The sequence below is a fragment of the Paraclostridium bifermentans genome (assembly GCF_964259345.1).
GTDB lineage: Bacteria > Bacillota > Clostridia > Peptostreptococcales > Peptostreptococcaceae > Paraclostridium > Paraclostridium bifermentans_B.
The window spans coordinates 48,361-67,604 of sequence record NZ_CAXVJR010000008.1 but is presented as its reverse complement, the minus strand read 5'-3'; the positions used below and the strand labels follow the sequence as shown (position 1 = coordinate 67,604).

General features: G+C 29.2%; 15 protein-coding genes. 14 read left to right on the top strand and 1 reads right to left on the bottom strand.

The window, feature by feature from the left end:
• Positions 1 to 2 precede the first annotated feature (2 nt).
• From guaA to ACEXNK_RS14685, 4 genes are all read left to right on the top strand, one after another.
• Positions 3 to 1,541, top strand: coding sequence for a glutamine-hydrolyzing GMP synthase (gene guaA, locus ACEXNK_RS14700; RefSeq protein ID WP_373599895.1), 1,539 nt, complete (start codon positions 3 to 5; stop codon positions 1,539 to 1,541).
• A 116-nt stretch (positions 1,542 to 1,657) separates the two neighbouring features.
• Positions 1,658 to 2,986 carry an NCS2 family permease gene (locus ACEXNK_RS14695; RefSeq protein ID WP_373599896.1) on the top strand — a complete coding sequence of 443 codons (1,329 nt, stop codon included), beginning with the start codon at positions 1,658 to 1,660 and terminating at the stop codon, positions 2,984 to 2,986.
• A gap of 362 nt (positions 2,987 to 3,348) precedes the next feature.
• Positions 3,349 to 4,746, top strand: a complete 1,398-nt coding sequence (locus ACEXNK_RS14690) for an MFS transporter (RefSeq protein WP_373599897.1) — start codon at positions 3,349 to 3,351, stop codon at positions 4,744 to 4,746.
• A gap of 250 nt (positions 4,747 to 4,996) precedes the next feature.
• A complete protein-coding gene (locus ACEXNK_RS14685; protein ID WP_373599898.1) occupies positions 4,997 to 6,331 on the top strand; it encodes an NCS2 family permease in 1,335 nt (444 codons plus the stop codon).
• A 70-nt stretch (positions 6,332 to 6,401) separates the two neighbouring features.
• On the opposite strand, the gene rbr is transcribed toward ACEXNK_RS14685, so the two are convergent.
• Positions 6,402 to 6,983, bottom strand: coding sequence for a rubrerythrin (gene rbr, locus ACEXNK_RS14680; protein ID WP_373599899.1), 582 nt, complete (start codon positions 6,981 to 6,983; stop codon positions 6,402 to 6,404).
• 245 nt (positions 6,984 to 7,228) lie between these two features.
• Between rbr and ACEXNK_RS14675 the strand changes: the two genes are divergently transcribed.
• The 10 genes from ACEXNK_RS14675 (at position 7,229) to ACEXNK_RS14630 (ending at position 18,771) form a co-directional block, all read left to right on the top strand.
• A complete protein-coding gene (locus ACEXNK_RS14675) occupies positions 7,229 to 7,585 on the top strand; it encodes a hypothetical protein (RefSeq protein ID WP_373599900.1) in 357 nt (118 codons plus the stop codon).
• Between the two features lie 45 nt (positions 7,586 to 7,630).
• Positions 7,631 to 7,759, top strand: coding sequence for a hypothetical protein (locus ACEXNK_RS14670; RefSeq protein ID WP_373599901.1), 129 nt, complete (start codon positions 7,631 to 7,633; stop codon positions 7,757 to 7,759).
• Positions 7,760 to 7,961: 202 nt separating this feature from the next.
• Positions 7,962 to 8,438 carry a 5-(carboxyamino)imidazole ribonucleotide mutase gene (purE, locus tag ACEXNK_RS14665; protein ID WP_373599902.1) on the top strand — a complete coding sequence of 159 codons (477 nt, stop codon included), beginning with the start codon at positions 7,962 to 7,964 and terminating at the stop codon, positions 8,436 to 8,438.
• Between the two features lie 5 nt (positions 8,439 to 8,443).
• On the top strand, positions 8,444 to 9,139 hold the full coding sequence (gene purC, locus ACEXNK_RS14660) for a phosphoribosylaminoimidazolesuccinocarboxamide synthase (RefSeq protein ID WP_373599903.1): 696 nt from the start codon (positions 8,444 to 8,446) through the stop codon (positions 9,137 to 9,139).
• Positions 9,140 to 9,155: 16 nt separating this feature from the next.
• Positions 9,156 to 10,526, top strand: coding sequence for an amidophosphoribosyltransferase (gene purF, locus ACEXNK_RS14655; RefSeq protein WP_373599904.1), 1,371 nt, complete (start codon positions 9,156 to 9,158; stop codon positions 10,524 to 10,526).
• A complete protein-coding gene (gene purM / locus ACEXNK_RS14650; RefSeq protein ID WP_373599905.1) occupies positions 10,520 to 11,548 on the top strand; it encodes a phosphoribosylformylglycinamidine cyclo-ligase in 1,029 nt (342 codons plus the stop codon). The genes purF and purM overlap by 7 nt, the downstream gene beginning before the upstream one ends.
• On the top strand, positions 11,542 to 12,135 hold the full coding sequence (gene purN / locus ACEXNK_RS14645) for a phosphoribosylglycinamide formyltransferase (RefSeq protein ID WP_373599906.1): 594 nt from the start codon (positions 11,542 to 11,544) through the stop codon (positions 12,133 to 12,135). Before purM ends, purN begins: the two co-directional genes overlap by 7 nt.
• Positions 12,128 to 13,660 carry a bifunctional phosphoribosylaminoimidazolecarboxamide formyltransferase/IMP cyclohydrolase gene (gene purH / locus ACEXNK_RS14640; RefSeq protein WP_373599907.1) on the top strand — a complete coding sequence of 511 codons (1,533 nt, stop codon included), beginning with the start codon at positions 12,128 to 12,130 and terminating at the stop codon, positions 13,658 to 13,660. The genes purN and purH overlap by 8 nt, the downstream gene beginning before the upstream one ends.
• Positions 13,661 to 13,671: 11 nt before the next feature.
• Positions 13,672 to 14,931 (top strand): phosphoribosylamine--glycine ligase, encoded by a 1,260-nt coding sequence (purD, locus tag ACEXNK_RS14635; RefSeq protein WP_373599908.1) that lies wholly within the window; start codon positions 13,672 to 13,674, stop codon positions 14,929 to 14,931.
• Positions 14,932 to 14,946: 15 nt separating this feature from the next.
• A complete protein-coding gene (locus ACEXNK_RS14630; RefSeq protein ID WP_373599909.1) occupies positions 14,947 to 18,771 on the top strand; it encodes a phosphoribosylformylglycinamidine synthase in 3,825 nt (1,274 codons plus the stop codon).
• Positions 18,772 to 19,244: the final 473 nt, after the last annotated feature.

Here is a 19,244-nt window from a genome sequence, read left to right as displayed (position 1 = left end):
ATATGAAAAAACAACACGAATTAGTTTTAGTAATAGATTTTGGTGGACAATATAACCAATTAATAGCTAGAAGAGTTAGAGAAAATAATGTATATTGTGAGATATTACCACACACAACAGACATAGAAGTAATAAAAGCTAAAAATCCAAAGGGAATAATATTTACAGGAGGTCCTAATAGTGCATATTTAGAGGAATCACCAAAAATATCTAAAGAGATATTTGAAATAGGTGTACCTATACTTGGAATATGTTACGGAGTTCAATTAATGGCTCATTTATTAGGTGGAAACGTAAGAAAAGGAACTAATGCAGAAAAAGAATATGGAAAAACTTCTATAACATATAATGCATCAAACATATTTGAAGGTATTGGAACAAACACAGTTTGGATGAGTCACACTGATTTAATAGATGTTTTACCAGAAGGGTTTGAAGTTGCAGCATATACAGCAGACTGTCCAGTAGCTGCTATGCATCATCCAGAGAAAAAATTATATGGAGTACAATTCCATCCAGAAGTTGAACATTGTTTAGATGGAGATAAAGTTTTAAGAAACTTCTTATATAATGTTTGTGAGGTAAGTGGGGATTGGACAACAGATTCATTTATAGAAGAAAAAATAAAAGAATTAAAAGAAATTATAGGTGATAAAAAAGTACTTTGTGCATTAAGTGGTGGAGTTGATTCATCTGTTGCAGCTGTACTTGTTCATAAAGCTATAGGAGACAATTTAACTTGTGTATTCGTTGACCATGGATTACTTAGAAAAAATGAAGGTAATGATGTTGAGAGAATATTTAGAGATAAGTTTGATATGAACTTAATAAGAGTTAACTGTGAAGATAGATTCTTAGGTAAACTTAAAGGAGTTACAGAACCTGAATCTAAGAGAAAGATAATAGGTGAAGAATTCATAAGAGTATTTGAAGAAGAATCTAATAAATTAGGAAAAATGGACTTCCTAGCTCAAGGAACTATATATCCAGACGTTGTAGAAAGTGGACATGGAGAAGCTGCTACAATAAAATCTCACCATAATGTTGGTGGAATACCAGAAGACATAGAGTTTAAAATAGTTGAGCCATTAAGAGAGTTATTTAAAGATGAAGTTAGAAAAATAGGATTAGAACTTGGAATAGATTACGATTTAATATTTAGACATCCATTCCCAGGACCAGGTCTTGGAATAAGAGTTATAGGTGAAGTAACTAAAGAAAAATGTGATATCTTAAGAGAAGCTGATGCTATATACATGGAAGAACTTAAGAAAGCTGACCTATACGATAAAATATGGCAAGCTTTTGCTACATTACCAGATGTGAAAACTGTTGGAGTTATGGGAGATGAAAGAACATATGCTTACTTAGTAGGTATAAGAGCTGTTACATCTTCAGATGGTATGACTTCTGATTGGTTCAAAATGCCATATGATGTGTTAGAAAAAATATCTAACAGAATAGTTAATGAAGTAGATGGTGCAAACAGAGTAGTTTACGATATAACAAGTAAACCTCCTGGAACTATTGAATGGGAATAATAAGTTTATTCGAACACTTTATTAATAAATTATATAAAAAAATAAAAAGCATTTGCTTTTTATTTTTTTATATACCTTTTAAATAAGAGTAATATTTATCAGCAAGGGAGGAAAATATGCAAAATACGGCAAAAATTAATAATAGTTTTTTAGAAAAAGCATTTAAGTTAAATGAAAATAATACCAATGTAAAAACAGAAGTATTAGCAGGTGTAACAACGTTTATGACGATAGCATATATATTAGTTGTAAACCCTACTATACTAGGACAAGCTGGTATGGATAAAGGAGCAGTATTTACAGCTACGGCAATAGCTTCAGGTATAGGGTGTTTTATAATGGGGATTCTAGCTAATTATCCTATAATATTAGCACCTAGTATGGGAATAAATGCATTCTTTACATATACTGTAGTTTTAGGAATGGGATATACTTGGCAATTTGCCTTATGTGCTATGTTTATAGAAGGTGTTATATTTGTGTTATTAACAGTAACAAATATCCGTGAAAAAATAATAGAGTGTATGCCAGATGTACTAAAGCATGCAATAACAGCTGGAATCGGATTATTTATAACATTTATAGGACTTGTAAATGCAGGGATTGTTACTCAAGGTGGAGCTATAATATCTTTAGGAAATATAAAGTCACCAGTAGTATTACTTGCAATAATTGGATTAATGATAGCGGCTACATTACTTATAAAGAATGTAAATGGTGCATTTTTAATATCTATAGTAATAACATCTGCAATAGGTATGATATTTTCTATAGTACCTATGCCAACAGGAGTTATAGATTTACCACCATCTATACAACCTGTATTTATGAAAGTATTTGATGTAAGTAGAAGTCAAATATTTAGTTTAGATATGGTTGTAATAGTTCTTACACTGTTATTTGTAAATATGTTTGACTCAATTGGATTTTTATTAGGGATAGCTCAAAAGGCAGATTTATTAGATGAAAATGGAAATATGCCAAATGTTAAAAAAGCATTGTTAGCAGAGTCTGTTTCTACAACTATATCATCTGTACTAGGAACATCAACTTTAGCTACTACAGTTGAAAGTGGATCAGGAATAGCTGTTGGTGGAAGAACTGGTTTAACAGCATGTGTTACAGGAATTTTATTTTTTATATCATTATTTTTTGCACCACTGTTTGTATCAATACCAACACAAGCGACAGCACCTATACTTATACTTGTAGGTTTCTTGATGGCTAGCTCTATACTTAGAATTAATTTTGATGATTTTACGGATGCTATACCGGCATTTATAACATTTGTAATGATGCCTTTAGCATATAGTGTTGCTGATGGAATAATGTTTGGGATAATATCTTATACATTCCTAAAGTTAGTTAGTGGAAAAAAGGAAGATGCGAAACTTTCTTTAATAATACTTAGTGTAATATTTATTTTGAAATTTGCATTTTTATAAAAATATAAAAAGCCTATAGATATAAAATTTATATCTATAGGCTTTTATTGACTCAAAATAAAAATTTCAAAAATAAAGTTATATGAAATAAAGTATTTAAAAAATATACTTAAAATAACGTTTTCGCTATTGTTTTAAAATGAAATAATATATACAATGATAATTAATATCGATTCTAAAATTTCAATATCAATTCAGTATTTTCTATATTTTCAAAACTAAGCTCACAGTTGTTAAAAATAAAACAATTTAAAAAATTTAATATATTTTTGTGTAATGTCATAATTATGTAAACAAAAAATATGAAAAATTTTCCAAAAACTAATGTATAATTAAAAAAAACAACTCAAGGGGTGAATTGTATGGAAGAAAGATTAGTAGGCTTTATTACTAGCAATGATAAGAGTTGGGACAAAAGATGGAAATATAATTGTGCCATATTCATTGTAAGTTATATATTTATGGGTGCTGTTACGGGGATAACAAACGACTCATATATATCATATCTAAATTTAACAGTTCCGGACGTTGTAAAAGGTTTACCAATGTACACATCAATAGGAACCTTCATAATGGCGATGACACTTTTACTAGTTCATAAGTTAGGGTACAAGAAAATTATAATATTTGCACCAATTGTACTGGTAGGGGCATTACTATCTTGTATATATAGTAGTAATGCAAAAGTAATTCTTGTAGCAAACATCTTAGTTAATGTAGGGGCGGGCTTATTCGATTTTATATATCCCCTAATGTTCACATCATACACACCAAAAGAAAAAAGAATTTCAATGTTTTCAAGAGTAATGTATTGCAATTTAATAAGTCAATCAATATTAACATTTTTAAATGGTAAAATAGTTGTATGGAAGTTTAGTCAGTACTTAGGAATAAGTTATGACAAAGCATCTATATTATCTGAAAATGCAAGTAAGTTAACTTCAGAACAAATGAGTTATTATATAAGTTCATACGAATTTGCTTTATGGATAGCTATAATATTTACAGTACTAGCTCTAGGATGTCTATTCTTTTTAAGAGAAAGAGTTGAAGATTATCAAGAAACTGCTGAAGAGATAGCATCTAGAAAATCAGAGAAAAAATTTGATATTAGATTATTCTGTAATAAACACATAATAATGTGGGTTGTAGTTTTTAGTATAATAAGATTTGGAGCACTTTTAATAACTCCATACTTCCCAATATACTTAAATAACTTCTTACATATAAGTAGAGGTACAGTATCAACAATAATTACATTACAAACACTAGCTATGGTACTAGGATTCTTGGCAGCGCCATATTTAGAAAAAAAATTAGGTTCTATAGTAACTATATCTGCATCTATGATACTATGTATTCCTCTTATGCTAATAATGGCAAATGGAACTATGCTAGGTGGAAATATAGCTTGGATAATAGGTGGAGTATTATTCCTAAGATCAGGACTTGCTAATGCATCAAATCCGATACAACAATCATTACCACTTACATTTGTACCTAAAAACTTAGCTCCTGCATATAGTTCATTTATACTTATATCAAATTCTATAGTAGGTATATTTGCAGGTATATATGCTAGATACTCTTTATTAAAAACAGAAGCAGGTTATGGAACAGCATATTATATAGCAAGTACATTGTACTTTATAGCAGCAGTTTTATTACTAATTGTATTTATTAAAAAATATAATAGAGGTTTAAGCGAAGAGGAAATAAAAGAAAATGAAGTAAAAGAAGAATTTGTAGAAGCAAAATAAAATATACAATTAAAATTTATATAAATAATAAGCTACCTTTAGATATTAAGATTAATAATCATAATATTTTTAAGGTAGCTTATTTTTAATTTTGAAACTGAGGAATATAAAATCGAACGAAAAATATAAAAAATATATAAATATTCGTAAAATAACTTGAAAAACTATTTTAAATAAAATATAATTAAGATGAAAGGTTAATAAAACACGAACGAAATTATAATTAAATTTAAAAAATAGGAGGAAGGGTATGCAAATAGCACAAACTTCAAAAGGGAATAAATCTATTTTAGAAAGAGTTTTTAAACTTAGTGAACATAACACAAATGTTAAGACTGAAATAATAGCAGGAATAACAACATTCATGACTATGGCTTATATACTAGTCGTAAATCCTAGTATACTAGGAGATGCTGGTATGGATAAAGATGCAGTATTTGCAGCAACTGCTATAGCGGCATTTATAGGCAGTACAGTTATGGGATTATTAGCTAATTATCCAATAGCTCTTGCACCTGGTATGGGACTTAACGCATTCTTTGCTTATACAGTAGTTTTACAGATGGGTTATAGTTGGCAATTTGCATTATGTGCAGTTTTAATCGAGGGACTTGTATTTATATTACTAACAGTTACAAACGTAAGAGAAAAAATTATAGACTGTATTCCATCTATTCTAAAGCATGCAGTTACAGCAGGTATAGGTTTATTTATAGCTTTTATAGGATTAGTAAATGCAGGTATAGTAGAAGGTGGGGGAGCAATATTACAACTTGGTAATATGCAAAATCCAACAGTATTACTTTCTATAGCAGGATTAGTAATAGCGGCAATATTACTTTCTAAAAATGTTAAAGGTACATTTTTATTAGCGATGATAGTTACTACAGCAATAGGGATAGTTGGAGGATTAGTTCAAATACCTTCAGCAATAGTTTCATCTGTACCATCTTTAAAACCAGTATTTTTACAAGCTTTATCAGTTCCAATGGATCAAATATTTAGTTTAGATATGGTAGTCGTTGTATTTACATTCTTATTCGTAGATTTATTTGATACAGTAGGTTGTTTAGTAGGTGTAGCATCTAAAGGAAATATGTTAGATGAACAAGGTAAGTTACCAAAAGCTAAACAAGCATTGTTTTCAGATGCAATAGCGACTACAACAGGGGCTTTACTTGGAACTTCAACAGTTACAGCATATGTTGAAAGTGCATCTGGTATAGGTGAAGGTGGTAGAACTGGATTAACTGCAATAACTACAGGGGTGTTATTCTTATTATCATTATTCTTTGCTCCAATATTTACTGCAATACCAGCACAAGCAACAGCACCGGTACTTATATTAGTTGGGGTTATGATGGCAAGTTCATTACTTCAAATAGATTTTAGTGATTTTACAAATGCAATACCAGCATTTTTAACTTTTGCAATGATGCCTTTAGCTTACAGTATCGCAGATGGTATTATATTCGGGATAATATCATTTACAGTATTAAAGTTAGCTACAGGTAAAAAAGAAGAAGTTAACTTCTCGCTAATACTACTTTCTATATTATTTATATTAAAGTTCGTTTTATTATAATAGATCGGATAAATAAAAAAGTGGTAAGTATATATTAAAATATATACTTACCACTTTTTTATACTTAGTTTTAGAAGTTTTCAGCTTTAACTTCATAATATCCTTGTGGATGTTTACAAGCTGGACATACTTGTGGAGCTTCAGTTCCTACATGAACGTATCCACAAACTGTACATACCCACTCTTGAACTTCTGGTTTAGCAAATACAGTACCCTCTTCTATATTTTTAGCTAATCTTAAAAATCTATCTCTATGATGTGCTTCTATTGTGTGTATATGAGTTAAAGAAGCAGATATTTCTTCAAATCCTTCTTCTCTAGCATCAGCAGCAAATTTTAAGTAAAGAGTATCTTCTTCATTTTCTCCTTTTGCAGCTGTTTTTAAGTTTTCTAAAGTACTAGACATTCCTACTCCATAAGAACCAGTTACTTGTAAATCTTCTCCAGTAAAATCATTTAATAAATATCTGTAGAAAATTTTACCATGCATTTCTTCATTATGAGCTGTTTCATCAAATATATCTCCTATTTGAGCAAAACCTTCTTTTCTAGCTATTTTAGCATAGAATTGGTATTTGTTCTTAGCCATTGATTCCCCTGCAAATGCATTCATTAAATTTTGTGCTGTTTTAGTTCCTTTTAAAGATTTCATCTTTAATTCATCTCCCTAAGTATAAAGTTTATTTTTAATTATTTTATATAGATACCACAATGAATTAATTTAAAACAGATTAATTCGAAATCGAACATTTTTGTAATTTTTAGAATTTATATAATTGTTATTTTTTTACTTACAAAAACTAAATTAATTTTAAAATATACTAAATAAATTGAATTAAATATGAATTATTTGTAAAACATATTAGTTAGTATATTATGGTAAAAGGAAGTGGATAAATGAAATTATATAGTTTACTAATAGGTAGTATATTGGTTTCAGGATTTTTAATAATAGGATGTGTAGCTAGTTCAGAAGATGATTATACAGAAAAAAATACAAAAGAAGTTTCAGCAAGTAACAATAAAGAAAAAATTAGTGAAGAAGATGCTGTAAATTTAATAAAAAATTATTTAGCAAGTAATAATTCATATATACCAAGTGTTATAGAAGTAGATAACATTTCAGGAGATAGTTATATAGTTCATGCTTATGATGTAATTACTAATGAAGATGAAACCCATATTGCAACTAGTGGATGGTTTGAAGTTAATATGTATACAGGGAATATAACCGATATAATGAATGAACAATAAAGATAATCATTAGTATATAATATAAGTATAAGAGGGGATGATAATATGACTATTAAAAGCAAAAAAATCATATATTGGTTTTTAGATGTTATGTACGCTGTTATATTTGGAGCAATTATTGGGATTGGTTTTGGATTTGATATAAGTGAAAAATTAAAAAAATATTTTGATTAATAAAAATATAGATGCTTGAACATATTTTGAATTAAATATATTCGAGTATTTTTTTATAAATAAAAAAATACGAACAAAATAAAAAATATGGTTGATAATATACGGATAATGATATACAATTTAAATATAAAGTTCGTTATATAGTATGTACTATATAAAAAAAATAAAGTAGTAAATACGCATAAAAATAAGGGGGATTATGATGAAAGTAGCAGTAGTTATGGGTTCGAAGTCAGATTATCCAAAATTAGAAAAAGGTATAGAACTTTTAGAAATGTTCGGGATTGAAGTTGTGGCAAGAGCATTATCTGCACATAGGACACCCAATCAATTAATGACATTTTTAAAAGAAATAGAAGAAGATACAGATGTAATAATAGCAGCAGCAGGAAAAGCAGCACATTTACCAGGAGTAATAGCATCACATACTTTAAAGCCAGTTATAGGATTACCAATAAAATCATCTACAATGGATGGACTAGATTCACTTCTTTCGATAGTTCAAATGCCACAAGGAATACCCGTAGCTACAGTAACTATAGATTCAGGAATAAATGCAGCCTTAATGTCAGCACAAATAATGAGCATAAAATACCCAGTAATAAAAGATAAATTAATAAATTATAGAAAAGAAATGGAATTAAAAGTATTAGAAGATGATAAAAATCTAAGGGGGTAATTGAGATGTTATTATACGAAGGAAAAGCGAAACAAATATTTAGCACAGAAAATGAAAATGAGTATTTAGTTTATTACAAAGATGACGCAACGGCTTTTAATGGAGAGAAAAAGGCATTAATAAATTCAAAAGGTATATTAAATAATAAAATATGTACAGCAATGTTTGATATGTTAGAAAAAGAAAGTATAAAAACACATTTTATTAAAGGTTTATCAGATAGAGAAATGTTAGTAAAAAAAGTTGAAATACTGCCACTTGAAGTTATAGTAAGAAATATAACAGCAGGATCTTTTTGTAAGAGATATGGAATAGAAGAAGGAATAGTTTTAGATGAACCTATATTTGAACTATCTTATAAAAATGATGATTATGGGGATCCAATGTTAAATAATGATCATGCAGTAGCTATGAAGCTTGCTACTAGAGAAGAACTAGAATTTTTAAGACAAGAAGCTTTAAAGATAAATGAAATAATGAAAAAATTCTTCTTAAAATTAAACTTTAAGTTAGTAGATTTCAAATTAGAATTTGGTAAAGATGCTGATGGAAATATAATACTAGCGGATGAAATATCTCCAGATACTTGTAGACTTTGGGATGTAGATACAAATGAAAAATTTGATAAAGACAGATTTAGAAGAGATTTAGGAGATTTAGTTGAGGGATATACAGAAGTTCTTTCTAGGATAGAGAATTAATTAGGGGGATATACAAATGTGCGGTGTAGTAGGAATATACTCAAATAGAGATATATCTAAAGAATTATATTATGCATTATACTCTATACAACATAGAGGTCAGGAAAGTTGTGGAATGGCAGTTTTAAATGATGGAAATATAAATTTTAAAAAGGACATGGGGCTTGTAGGTGATGTTTTTAAGTCAAATGAATTAGAACAATTAAAAGGTAATATAGGAATAGGTCATGTAAGATACTCAACGGCAGGAGGAAGTAGCTTATCTAACTGCCAGCCATTAGTAGGTAGATGTAGAAAAAGACAGTTGTCAGTAGCTCATAATGGAAACCTTGTTAATGCAAACTATTTAAGAAATATGTTAGAAGAAGAAGGTTATATGCTTCAATCAGATTCAGACACAGAAGCAATACTTTGTATATTAGCTAGATACTATAAAGGAGATATAGTTGAAAGTTTAAAAATAACTATGGATTATATAAAAGGTGCATATTCATTAGTTATATCAAGTAGTGAAAATGAACTTGTTGCAGTAAGAGACCCACATGGTTTTAGACCTTTGTTATTAGGTAAAAAAGATGATACTTATATTGTAGCTTCAGAGGATTGTGCTATAAATATATTGGGTGGAGAAGTTATACGAGATGTTGAACCGGGAGAAATTATTGTAATAAAAGACAACAAATTGAAATCATATCAATATAGAGAAAATTATAAACCTATAAAGGCTAGTTGTATATTTGAACATATATATTTTGCAAGAAATGATGCAACAATAGACAATGTTAATGTATATGATTTTAGAATTAAGTGTGGAGAAATATTGGCTCAAGATGAGGATATAACTGCTGACATAGTAGTTCCTGTTCCAGATTCTGGATGGGCTGGAGCTATAGGGTATTCAAATGCTAGTGGAATAAAACTTACAGAAGGACTTGTGAAAAATAGATATGTTGGAAGAACATTCATAAAGCCTACTCAAGAAGAAAGAGAGATAGGGGTTAAAATAAAATTAAATCCATTATCTAATGTGGTAAAGAATAAATCAGTTGTATTGATAGATGACTCAGTAGTAAGGGGAACAACTTCGAAGCAGATTGTTAAGTCATTAAAAGATGCAGGAGCAAAAGAAATACATTTAAGAATAACATCGCCAGAGGTTACAAACTCATGTTATTACGGTATAGATACTCCAGAAAGATCGAATTTAATAGCATCAAAATATAATTTAGAAGAAATTAGAGAATATATAGGTTGTGATACATTAAAGTTTTTAAGTATAGAAGGAACATTAAAAGCGACTGAAGGTAAAGCAACTTTTTGTAAAGCTTGCTTTGATGGAAAATATCCAGTTGAAAAAATTGACGAGGGGGAATTGGTGTCATGTTAACTTATAGAGATTCAGGTGTAGATATAGATGAAGGAAATAGAGCTGTAGATCTTATAAAAAATAAAATAAAAGGAACATATGACAACAACGTTATAGGTGATTTAGGCAATTTTAGTGGATTATATAGTTTGAAGGATTTTATTAATCTTCAAGAACCAGTACTTCTTTCATCAACAGATGGAGTTGGAACTAAATTAAAGTTAGCTCAAATGATGGATGTTCATGATACGGTAGGAATTGATTTAGTTGCAATGTGTGTCAATGACTTAATTTGCCAAGGAGCTAAACCATTATTTTTCTTAGATTATATAGCAACGGGAAAATTAGTGCCTGAAAAAATAGACGATATAGTTTCAGGTATAGTTGAAGGTTGCAAAATGGCAGGATGTGCACTTATTGGAGGCGAAACTGCTGAGATGCCAGGAATGTATAGCGAAGAAGATTATGATTTAGCAGGTTTTTCAGTTGGGATAGCTGATAAAAATAAAATAATAAGTGGTCAGAATGTAAAAGAAGGAGATAAGCTAATAGGAATATCATCAAGTGGAATTCATAGTAATGGATATTCATTTATAAGAAAAATTTTCTTAGACGAGTATAACTACAAACTGACTGATTATATAGAAGATTTAGGAATGACACTTGGAGAGGCACTTTTAATTCCTACAAAGATATACGTAAAACTTATTATGGATTTAATATCTAAATATGAATTAAAAGCAATAGCACATATAACGGGTGGTGGAGTTATAGAAAATATACCAAGAGTAATACCTAAAGGATTAGGGATAGACATAAATAAAAATTCTTGGGAGAAGCCAGCTATATTTAAAATGATAGAAAAATTCAATGCTATAGATGAAGTTGAATTGCACAAAAGCTTTAATATGGGAATAGGTCTTGTAATGATCGTAGAGTCTGAAAAATGCGAAGAAATATTAAATTATATAAATGAAAAGAATGAAAAAGCATATATAATTGGTGAGGTTGTAAACAGTCATGAAGGTGTTAAATTATGCTAAACATTGCTGTTTTAATATCAGGAAGTGGAAGTAATTTACAAAGCATTATAGATGGATGTGAATCAGGTTATATAGATGGGAAAATTAAGCTAGTTATTTCAAATAAAGAAAATGCATATGGACTACAAAGAGCAAAGAAACACAACATTAACTCGATATTTGAAAATGATGAAAGTATGATTATAGAATTATTAAAAAAAGAAGAAATCGACTTAATTGTATTAGCGGGGTATTTGAAAATAATAAGTCCATTATTTGTAGAAGAATTTAGAAATAAAATAATAAATATTCATCCATCATTAATACCAGCTTTTTGTGGAGAAGGATTTTATGGAATGAAAGTTCATAAAGCTGTTATAGATTATGGTGTTAAATTAAGTGGAGCAACTGTTCACTTTGTAGATGAAGGTGCAGATACAGGACCTATAATAATACAAAAATGTGTAGAAGTTAAAAATGATGATACACCTGAAAGTTTAGCAAAGAAAGTGTTAAACGTAGAACATGAGATTTTAAAAGAAAGTGTAAAACTATACTGTGAAAATAAATTAATTGTTAATGGAAGGGGAGTAATTATAAATGACTAAGAGAGCATTAATAAGTGTAACTGATAAAAGTGGGGTAGTAGAATTTGCAAAAGGTCTAAATGAACTTGGATATGAAATAATATCTACGGGAAATACTTTTAAGACTCTTGAAAAAGAAGGTTTAAATGTATTACAAATAGACGAAGTTACAAACTTTCCAGAGATATTAGACGGAAGAGTTAAAACATTAAATCCATATATACATGGAGGAATACTTTATAAAAGAGATAATAAAAATCACGTAGATACAGTTAATCAACATAAAATAGGAGCTATAGACTTGGTAGTTGTAAATTTATATGATTTTGAAGGAAACTTAAAAAGTAATAAACCTCATGATGTAATGATAGAAAATATAGATATAGGTGGACCATCTATGATACGTTCTGCTGCTAAAAATTATAAGGATGTTTTAGTAGTAGTTGATACTAAAGACTATGAATTTATATTAGAAAACTTAAAAAATGATAATATATCAATGGAAGATAGAGAAAAATTAGCATATAAAGCATTTGCTACAACTGCTAGATATGACGCATTAATATCAAATTACTTCAGAGGTGAAGTAGGAGATAAATTCCCAGAAACTCTAACAATGACATTTCAAAAGGAAGACAGTTTAAGATATGGAGAAAATCCTCATCAAGAGGCTGTACTTTACTCTCAATCAGATGCAAAAAATCCAATATTAAATTATGAACAACTAAATGGTAAAGAACTTTCGTTTAACAATATAAATGACTTACAAGGTTGTTTAGAAATAATGAGAGAATTCAAAGATTGTGAAGATGTAGCTTGTGTAGCTATAAAGCACACTAATCCATGTGGAGTAGGAATAGGAAAGAATAGTTTTGAAGCCTATGAAAAATGTTATGAAGCTGATAAGGTTTCAATATTTGGTGGTATAGTAGGATTCACATCAACAGTTGATGTAGAAACAGCTAAAAAATTAAATGAAATATTCTTAGAAATAGTAGTAGCGTATGACTTTACAGAGGAAGCTTTAGAAGTATTAAAACAAAAGAAAAATTTAAGAGTATTAAAACTTGCTAAGATAGAAAATAGCTTACAAAGCTTTGATTTGAAATACTTAGATGGAAAGTTACTTGTTCAAGATAGAAACGATAAAATAGCTGATGGATATAAAAATGTAACTAAAAGAGAAGCTAATGAAAATATGCTAAAAGATATGGAGTTTGGAATGAAGGTTGTTAAAAATATGAAATCAAATGCTATAGCTATTGTAAAAGATGGTCAGACTTTAGCTTTAGGATGTGGTCAAACTTCAAGAATATGGGCATTAAAAAATGCTTTAGAAAATAATAAAGATAAAAACTTTGAAGGTGCAGTATTAGCATCAGATGCATTCTTCCCATTTGATGATTGTGTAACATTGGCTAGTGAGTACAAAATTGAAGGTATAGTTCAACCAGGTGGGTCTATAAAAGATAAAGATTCAATTGATGCTTGTAATAAAAATGATATGGTAATGGTATTTACAGGAATAAGACATTTTAAACACTAGGGGGTATTAATATGAAAATTTTAGTTGTAGGTGGAGGCGGAAGAGAACACGCTATATGCTATAAGTTAAGTAGTGAGGAGAATGTTGAAAAAATATACTGTGCTCCTGGAAATGCAGGAATAAGTAACGTTGCAGAATGTATAAATATAAATGACAGTGACATAGATAGTCTTTTAAATTTTGCTAAAGAAAAGGAAATTGACTTAACTATAGTAGGACCTGAAGTTCCTTTAGTAAGTGGTATTGTAGACAAATTTGAAGAAAGTAATTTGAAAATCTTTGGTCCAAATAAAAAGTGTGCTCAACTTGAAGGTAGTAAAGCTTTTTCAAAAGAATTTATGATGAAAAATAACATACCTACTGCAAAATATAAAGAATATACAGACTTAGAAAAAGCTATAGAAGAAATAGATAGCTTTGGGTATCCAGTAGTTATAAAAGCAGATGGACTAGCAGCAGGAAAAGGTGTTGTAATAGCACAAAATAATGAAGAAGCAGTAAATACACTTAAAGAGATGATGAGTGAAAGAAAGTTTGGAGATGCTGGTGAAAAAATAGTAGTGGAAGAATTTTTACAAGGTATTGAAACATCAATTTTAGCATTTGTCGATAATAATACAATAGTACCTATGGTAAGTGCAAAAGACCATAAGAAAGTATATAACAATGAAGAAGGTCCAAATACAGGAGGTATGGGTACTTTTTCACCAAGTAATGTATATGACGAAGAATTAGCTGAATCCGTAAAGAAAGAAATATTAGATAAGACTTTAGAAGGATTTAAAAAATGTAACTTAGATTATAAAGGGATTTTATTTGTTGGACTTATGATAACTGATAAAGGACCTAAAGTACTTGAATATAATGTTAGATTTGGAGACCCTGAAACTCAATCAGTTCTTTTAAGGTTAGAGACAGATTTAAGCAAAATAATAGAGTCTATTTTAAATAATAAATTAATGGAAATAGATATAAATTATGATAATAGACATACGGTATGCGTAATGTTAACATCTGGAGGATATCCTTATAACTATGAAAAGGGAAAAATAATAACAGGATTAGAAAGTATAGATGAAGATATAGTGGTATTCCATAGTGGAACTAAGTTTTTAGATAAAAACATAGTTACTAATGGTGGAAGAGTTATAGGTATAACAGCAAAGGGAATTTCCTTAGAAGAAGCAAGTAATAAAGTATATAAAAACATAGAAAAAATAAAGTTTGAAGGTATACACTATAGAACAGATATAGGAATTTTATCAAATTAATAACGGGGGTACATTATGACTGGAATTACTAGTTTAAAATCTACTGTAAAAAGAATTTTAGTTGAGAAAAAGGCAGGTTTTGATTTAGAAGCAAGACACCTTAAAAAAGAATTAGAAGAAAGTTTACACATAAATACAATTGAAAACATAAGGATTTTAAATAGATATGACGTTGAGGGTATAGAAGATTTAGCTTATGAAAAAGCAGTATATACAATATTTTCAGAGGCCAATACAGACAATGTATACAAAGAAGAATTAAAAGTAAATGAAGAAGATAAAGTATTTGCTATTGAATATTTACCTGGTCAATACGACCAAAGAGGAGATTGGGCAGCTCAATGTATTCAAATAGTTAATCAAGGAATGAGACCTATTATAAATACAGCGAAGGTTATTGTTATAAGTGGAGATATAACAGATAAAGAATTTGAACAAATTAAGTCATATTGCATAAACCCGGTAGATAGTAGAGAAGCAAGTTTACAAAAACCTGATACTTTAAAAATGGAAATGAATATTCCTACATCAGTAGAGATATTAGAAGAATTTATTGACTTAGATGAGTTAAATTTAAAAAAATTAATGGACAATATAGGTCTTGCTATGACATTTGAAGATTTAAAGCATATACAAACTTATTTTAAAAGTGAAGAAAAAAGAAATCCAACAATAACAGAAATAAAAGTACTAGATACTTACTGGTCAGATCATTGTAGACATACAACATTCATGACAAAGATAGAAGATGTAGTTATAGAAGAAGGAAAGTATACTAATGTTGTAAAAGAAGCCTACGATATGTATTTGGATTCAAGAAAAAATGTATATGGTAACAAAGAAAAAGATATATGCTTAATGGACATAGCTACAATAGCTATGAAAGAATTGAGAAAAAGTGGTAAGTTAGAAGACTTAGATGTGAGTGAAGAAATAAATGCTTGTAGTATAAATGTTGATGTAGATATAGATGGTAAAAAACATGAGTACCTGGTTATGTTTAAAAATGAAACACATAATCACCCTACAGAAATAGAACCTTTTGGAGGAGCTGCTACATGTTTAGGAGGAGCTATAAGAGACCCATTGTCAGGTAGAAGTTATGTGTATCAAGCTATGAGAGTTACTGGTAGTGCAGACCCTAGAACCTCATTAGAAGATACATTACCAGGAAAGTTAATGCAAAAGAAAATAACAACAGAAGCAGCAAACGGATATAGTTCATATGGAAATCAAATAGGACTTACAACTGGTCAAGTTGCAGAAGTATATGATGATAACTTTGTTGCAAAAAGGATGGAGATAGGAGCTGTAATAGCAGCTTCACCGAAAGAAAATGTAATCAGAGAAGTTCCTCAAAGTGGAGATGCTGTAATCTTACTTGGAGGAAAGACTGGTAGAGACGGATGTGGAGGTGCTACAGGATCTTCAAAAGAGCACAGTGAAAAATCATTACTTACTTGCAGTGCAGAAGTTCAAAAAGGTGATGCTCCAAATGAAAGAAAAATTCAAAGATTCTTTAGAAATAAAGAAGCTGCTCAAATGATAAAAAGATGTAATGACTTTGGAGCTGGTGGAGTTTGTGTAGCTATTGGGGAAATTGCAGATAGTATAGATATAAACTTAGATTTAGTTCCTAAAAAATATGATGGACTTGATGGAACTGAGTTAGCAATATCTGAATCTCAAGAGCGTATGGCTGTAGTGGTTAAAAAAGAAGATATAGAAAAGTTTATAGATATGGCTAGAGATGAAAACTTAGAAGCTACTCATGTTGCTAATGTAACTGACAATAATAGAGTAAGAATGTTTTGGAATAATAAAGCAATAGTAGATATGTCTAGAAGTTTTATAGATACAAATGGAGTTAAGCAATCAACAAAAGTTCATGTTAAAGCAATAGAAGATATAAAGTTAAATGACAAAATAAAAGAGAATGAATTAGAATTAGCTATTGATAAAGAAGAAATATTAAAAGATAGATTTATCAAGATAATGACAGACTTAAATATTTGCTCACAAAAAGGTTTAGTTGAAAAGTTTGACACAACAATAGGTGGGAATACTGTTTTACTACCTTTTGGAGGAAAATATCAAGCAACTCCTGCTCAAGGAATGGTTGCTAAAATACCTGTTCTTAATGGTGAAACAAATACTTCTACTATAATGACTTACGGATATAATCCAAAGATAGGAAAGTACAGTCCTTTTCATGGAGCTTTGTATGCTGTAGTAGAATCTGTGTGTAAAGTTGTGGCTATTGGGGGTAACTTTAGTACAATAAGACTTACATTACAAGAATACTTTGAAAAACTGGGGATAAGTGAATTAAAGTGGGGGAAACCTTTTGCCGCATTACTAGGAGCATATTACGCACAAAATAAACTTCAAATACCTGCAATAGGTGGCAAAGACAGTATGTCTGGGACTTTTAAAGATATAGATGTTCCTCCAACATTGGTATCATTTGCTGTTGATACTGTGGATGCAAAACAGGTGTTATCCCCAGAATTTAAAAATTCTGATTCTACAGTGATTATATTATCAACAAAGATATGTGAAAATAAAGTAATTGATTTTGAAGAACTAAAGAAAAACTTAAATAAAATTACACAACTTATAAACGATAAAAAAGTAATTTCAGCATATTCAGTTGGATATGGAGGAATATGTGAAGCAATAAGTAAAATGAGTTTTGGTAATAAAATAGGATTTAAGTTTGAAGATGAAAATGTAAATAGTGAATTATTATTTGATACATCTTATGGAAATATGATTTTAGAATTAAATAGTGATAAAGAAGAAGTTGAGGAAATACTTAAAGGATTAAGTGGATATAATTATAAAGTTTTAGGTAAAACAATAGAAGATAAATCTATAATTATAAAAGATGAAATAATAGATATAGATTTCTTATATGAAAATTACTGTGGAGTTTTAGAAAATATATTCCCTACTAAAACTGAAGAAATAAAGGAAAAAATAGAAACTATAAGTTTTATAACAAATAAAGAAAACACTAAATCAGGAATTAGTATAGCAACTCCGAAAGTATTTATACCAGCATTTCCTGGAACTAACTGCGAATATGATTCAGCTAGAGTATTTGAAAGAGCTGGAGCTAAAACTTCAACTAAAGTATTTAAGAACCTAAGTTATCGAGATATAGAAAGTTCTGTAGATACTATGGTAGAAGAAATAAAATCTTCTCAAATAATAATGCTACCAGGTGGATTTAGTGCAGGAGATGAGCCAGATGGATCTGGTAAATTTATAGCTACGGTATTTAGAAATCCTAAAATAAAAGAAGCTATTAATGAATTTTTAACTAATAAAGATGGATTAATGCTAGGTATATGTAATGGATTCCAAGCTCTTATAAAGTTAGGGTTGGTACCATATGGTGAAATAAGAGATATAGATGAAAATTGTCCGACTCTTACTTATAATAATATAGGAAGACACCAAGCTAAGATGGTTAACACGAGAATATCATCAAATAAATCTCCTTGGTTATACAATACAGAAGTAGGAGATATTCACAGTATAGCAGTATCTCATGGAGAAGGAAGATTTGTAGCTAGTGAAGATGTTATGAAATCATTAATAGAAAATGGTCAAATAGCTACACAATATGTAGATTTTGATGGTAATGCAACTTATGATATAGATTTTAATCCAAATGGATCTACATATGCAGTTGAAGGTATAACAAGTTTAGATGGTAGAGTATTTGGTAAAATGGGACACTCAGAAAGAATAGGTGAAAATGTAGTAAAAAATATCATTGGAAAAAAAGATCAAAAGATATTTGAATCGGGAGTTAATTACTTTAAATAAAATTAAGATAAAAGGAACTGATACCAATTAATATCAGTTCCTTTTTTACGTTTAAGAAATTATGTTTAACGTATAGTAATTCAAATATGTAGTGGTTCAAGTTAAGCGGATTTTTTACGCTTAAGTAATTTATGATTAACGAATATTTGTTGATAACTTATAGAGTATAGTTATACCAATATTTTGATGAAAGTAAAAAAGGACGTTTTTGAGCAACGGACGAAGTCGTTGGCGACATGAGCGAAGCGAATTTTTTATTTATTTAAATATTAATAGGTATGTTCAATACTTTCTAATTATATTATTGAATATACCTATTAATATCCTAAAGGTATTTATCGATAAATATAGAATAAAGTTAAATATAGATGAATATTTGGGGTAATAAATAAAAATAGTAAGAAATTTGATTATATTTATATATTTTTCGACAAAATTTTTGGGGATAGTATGGTAATATTGAAATGCCATAC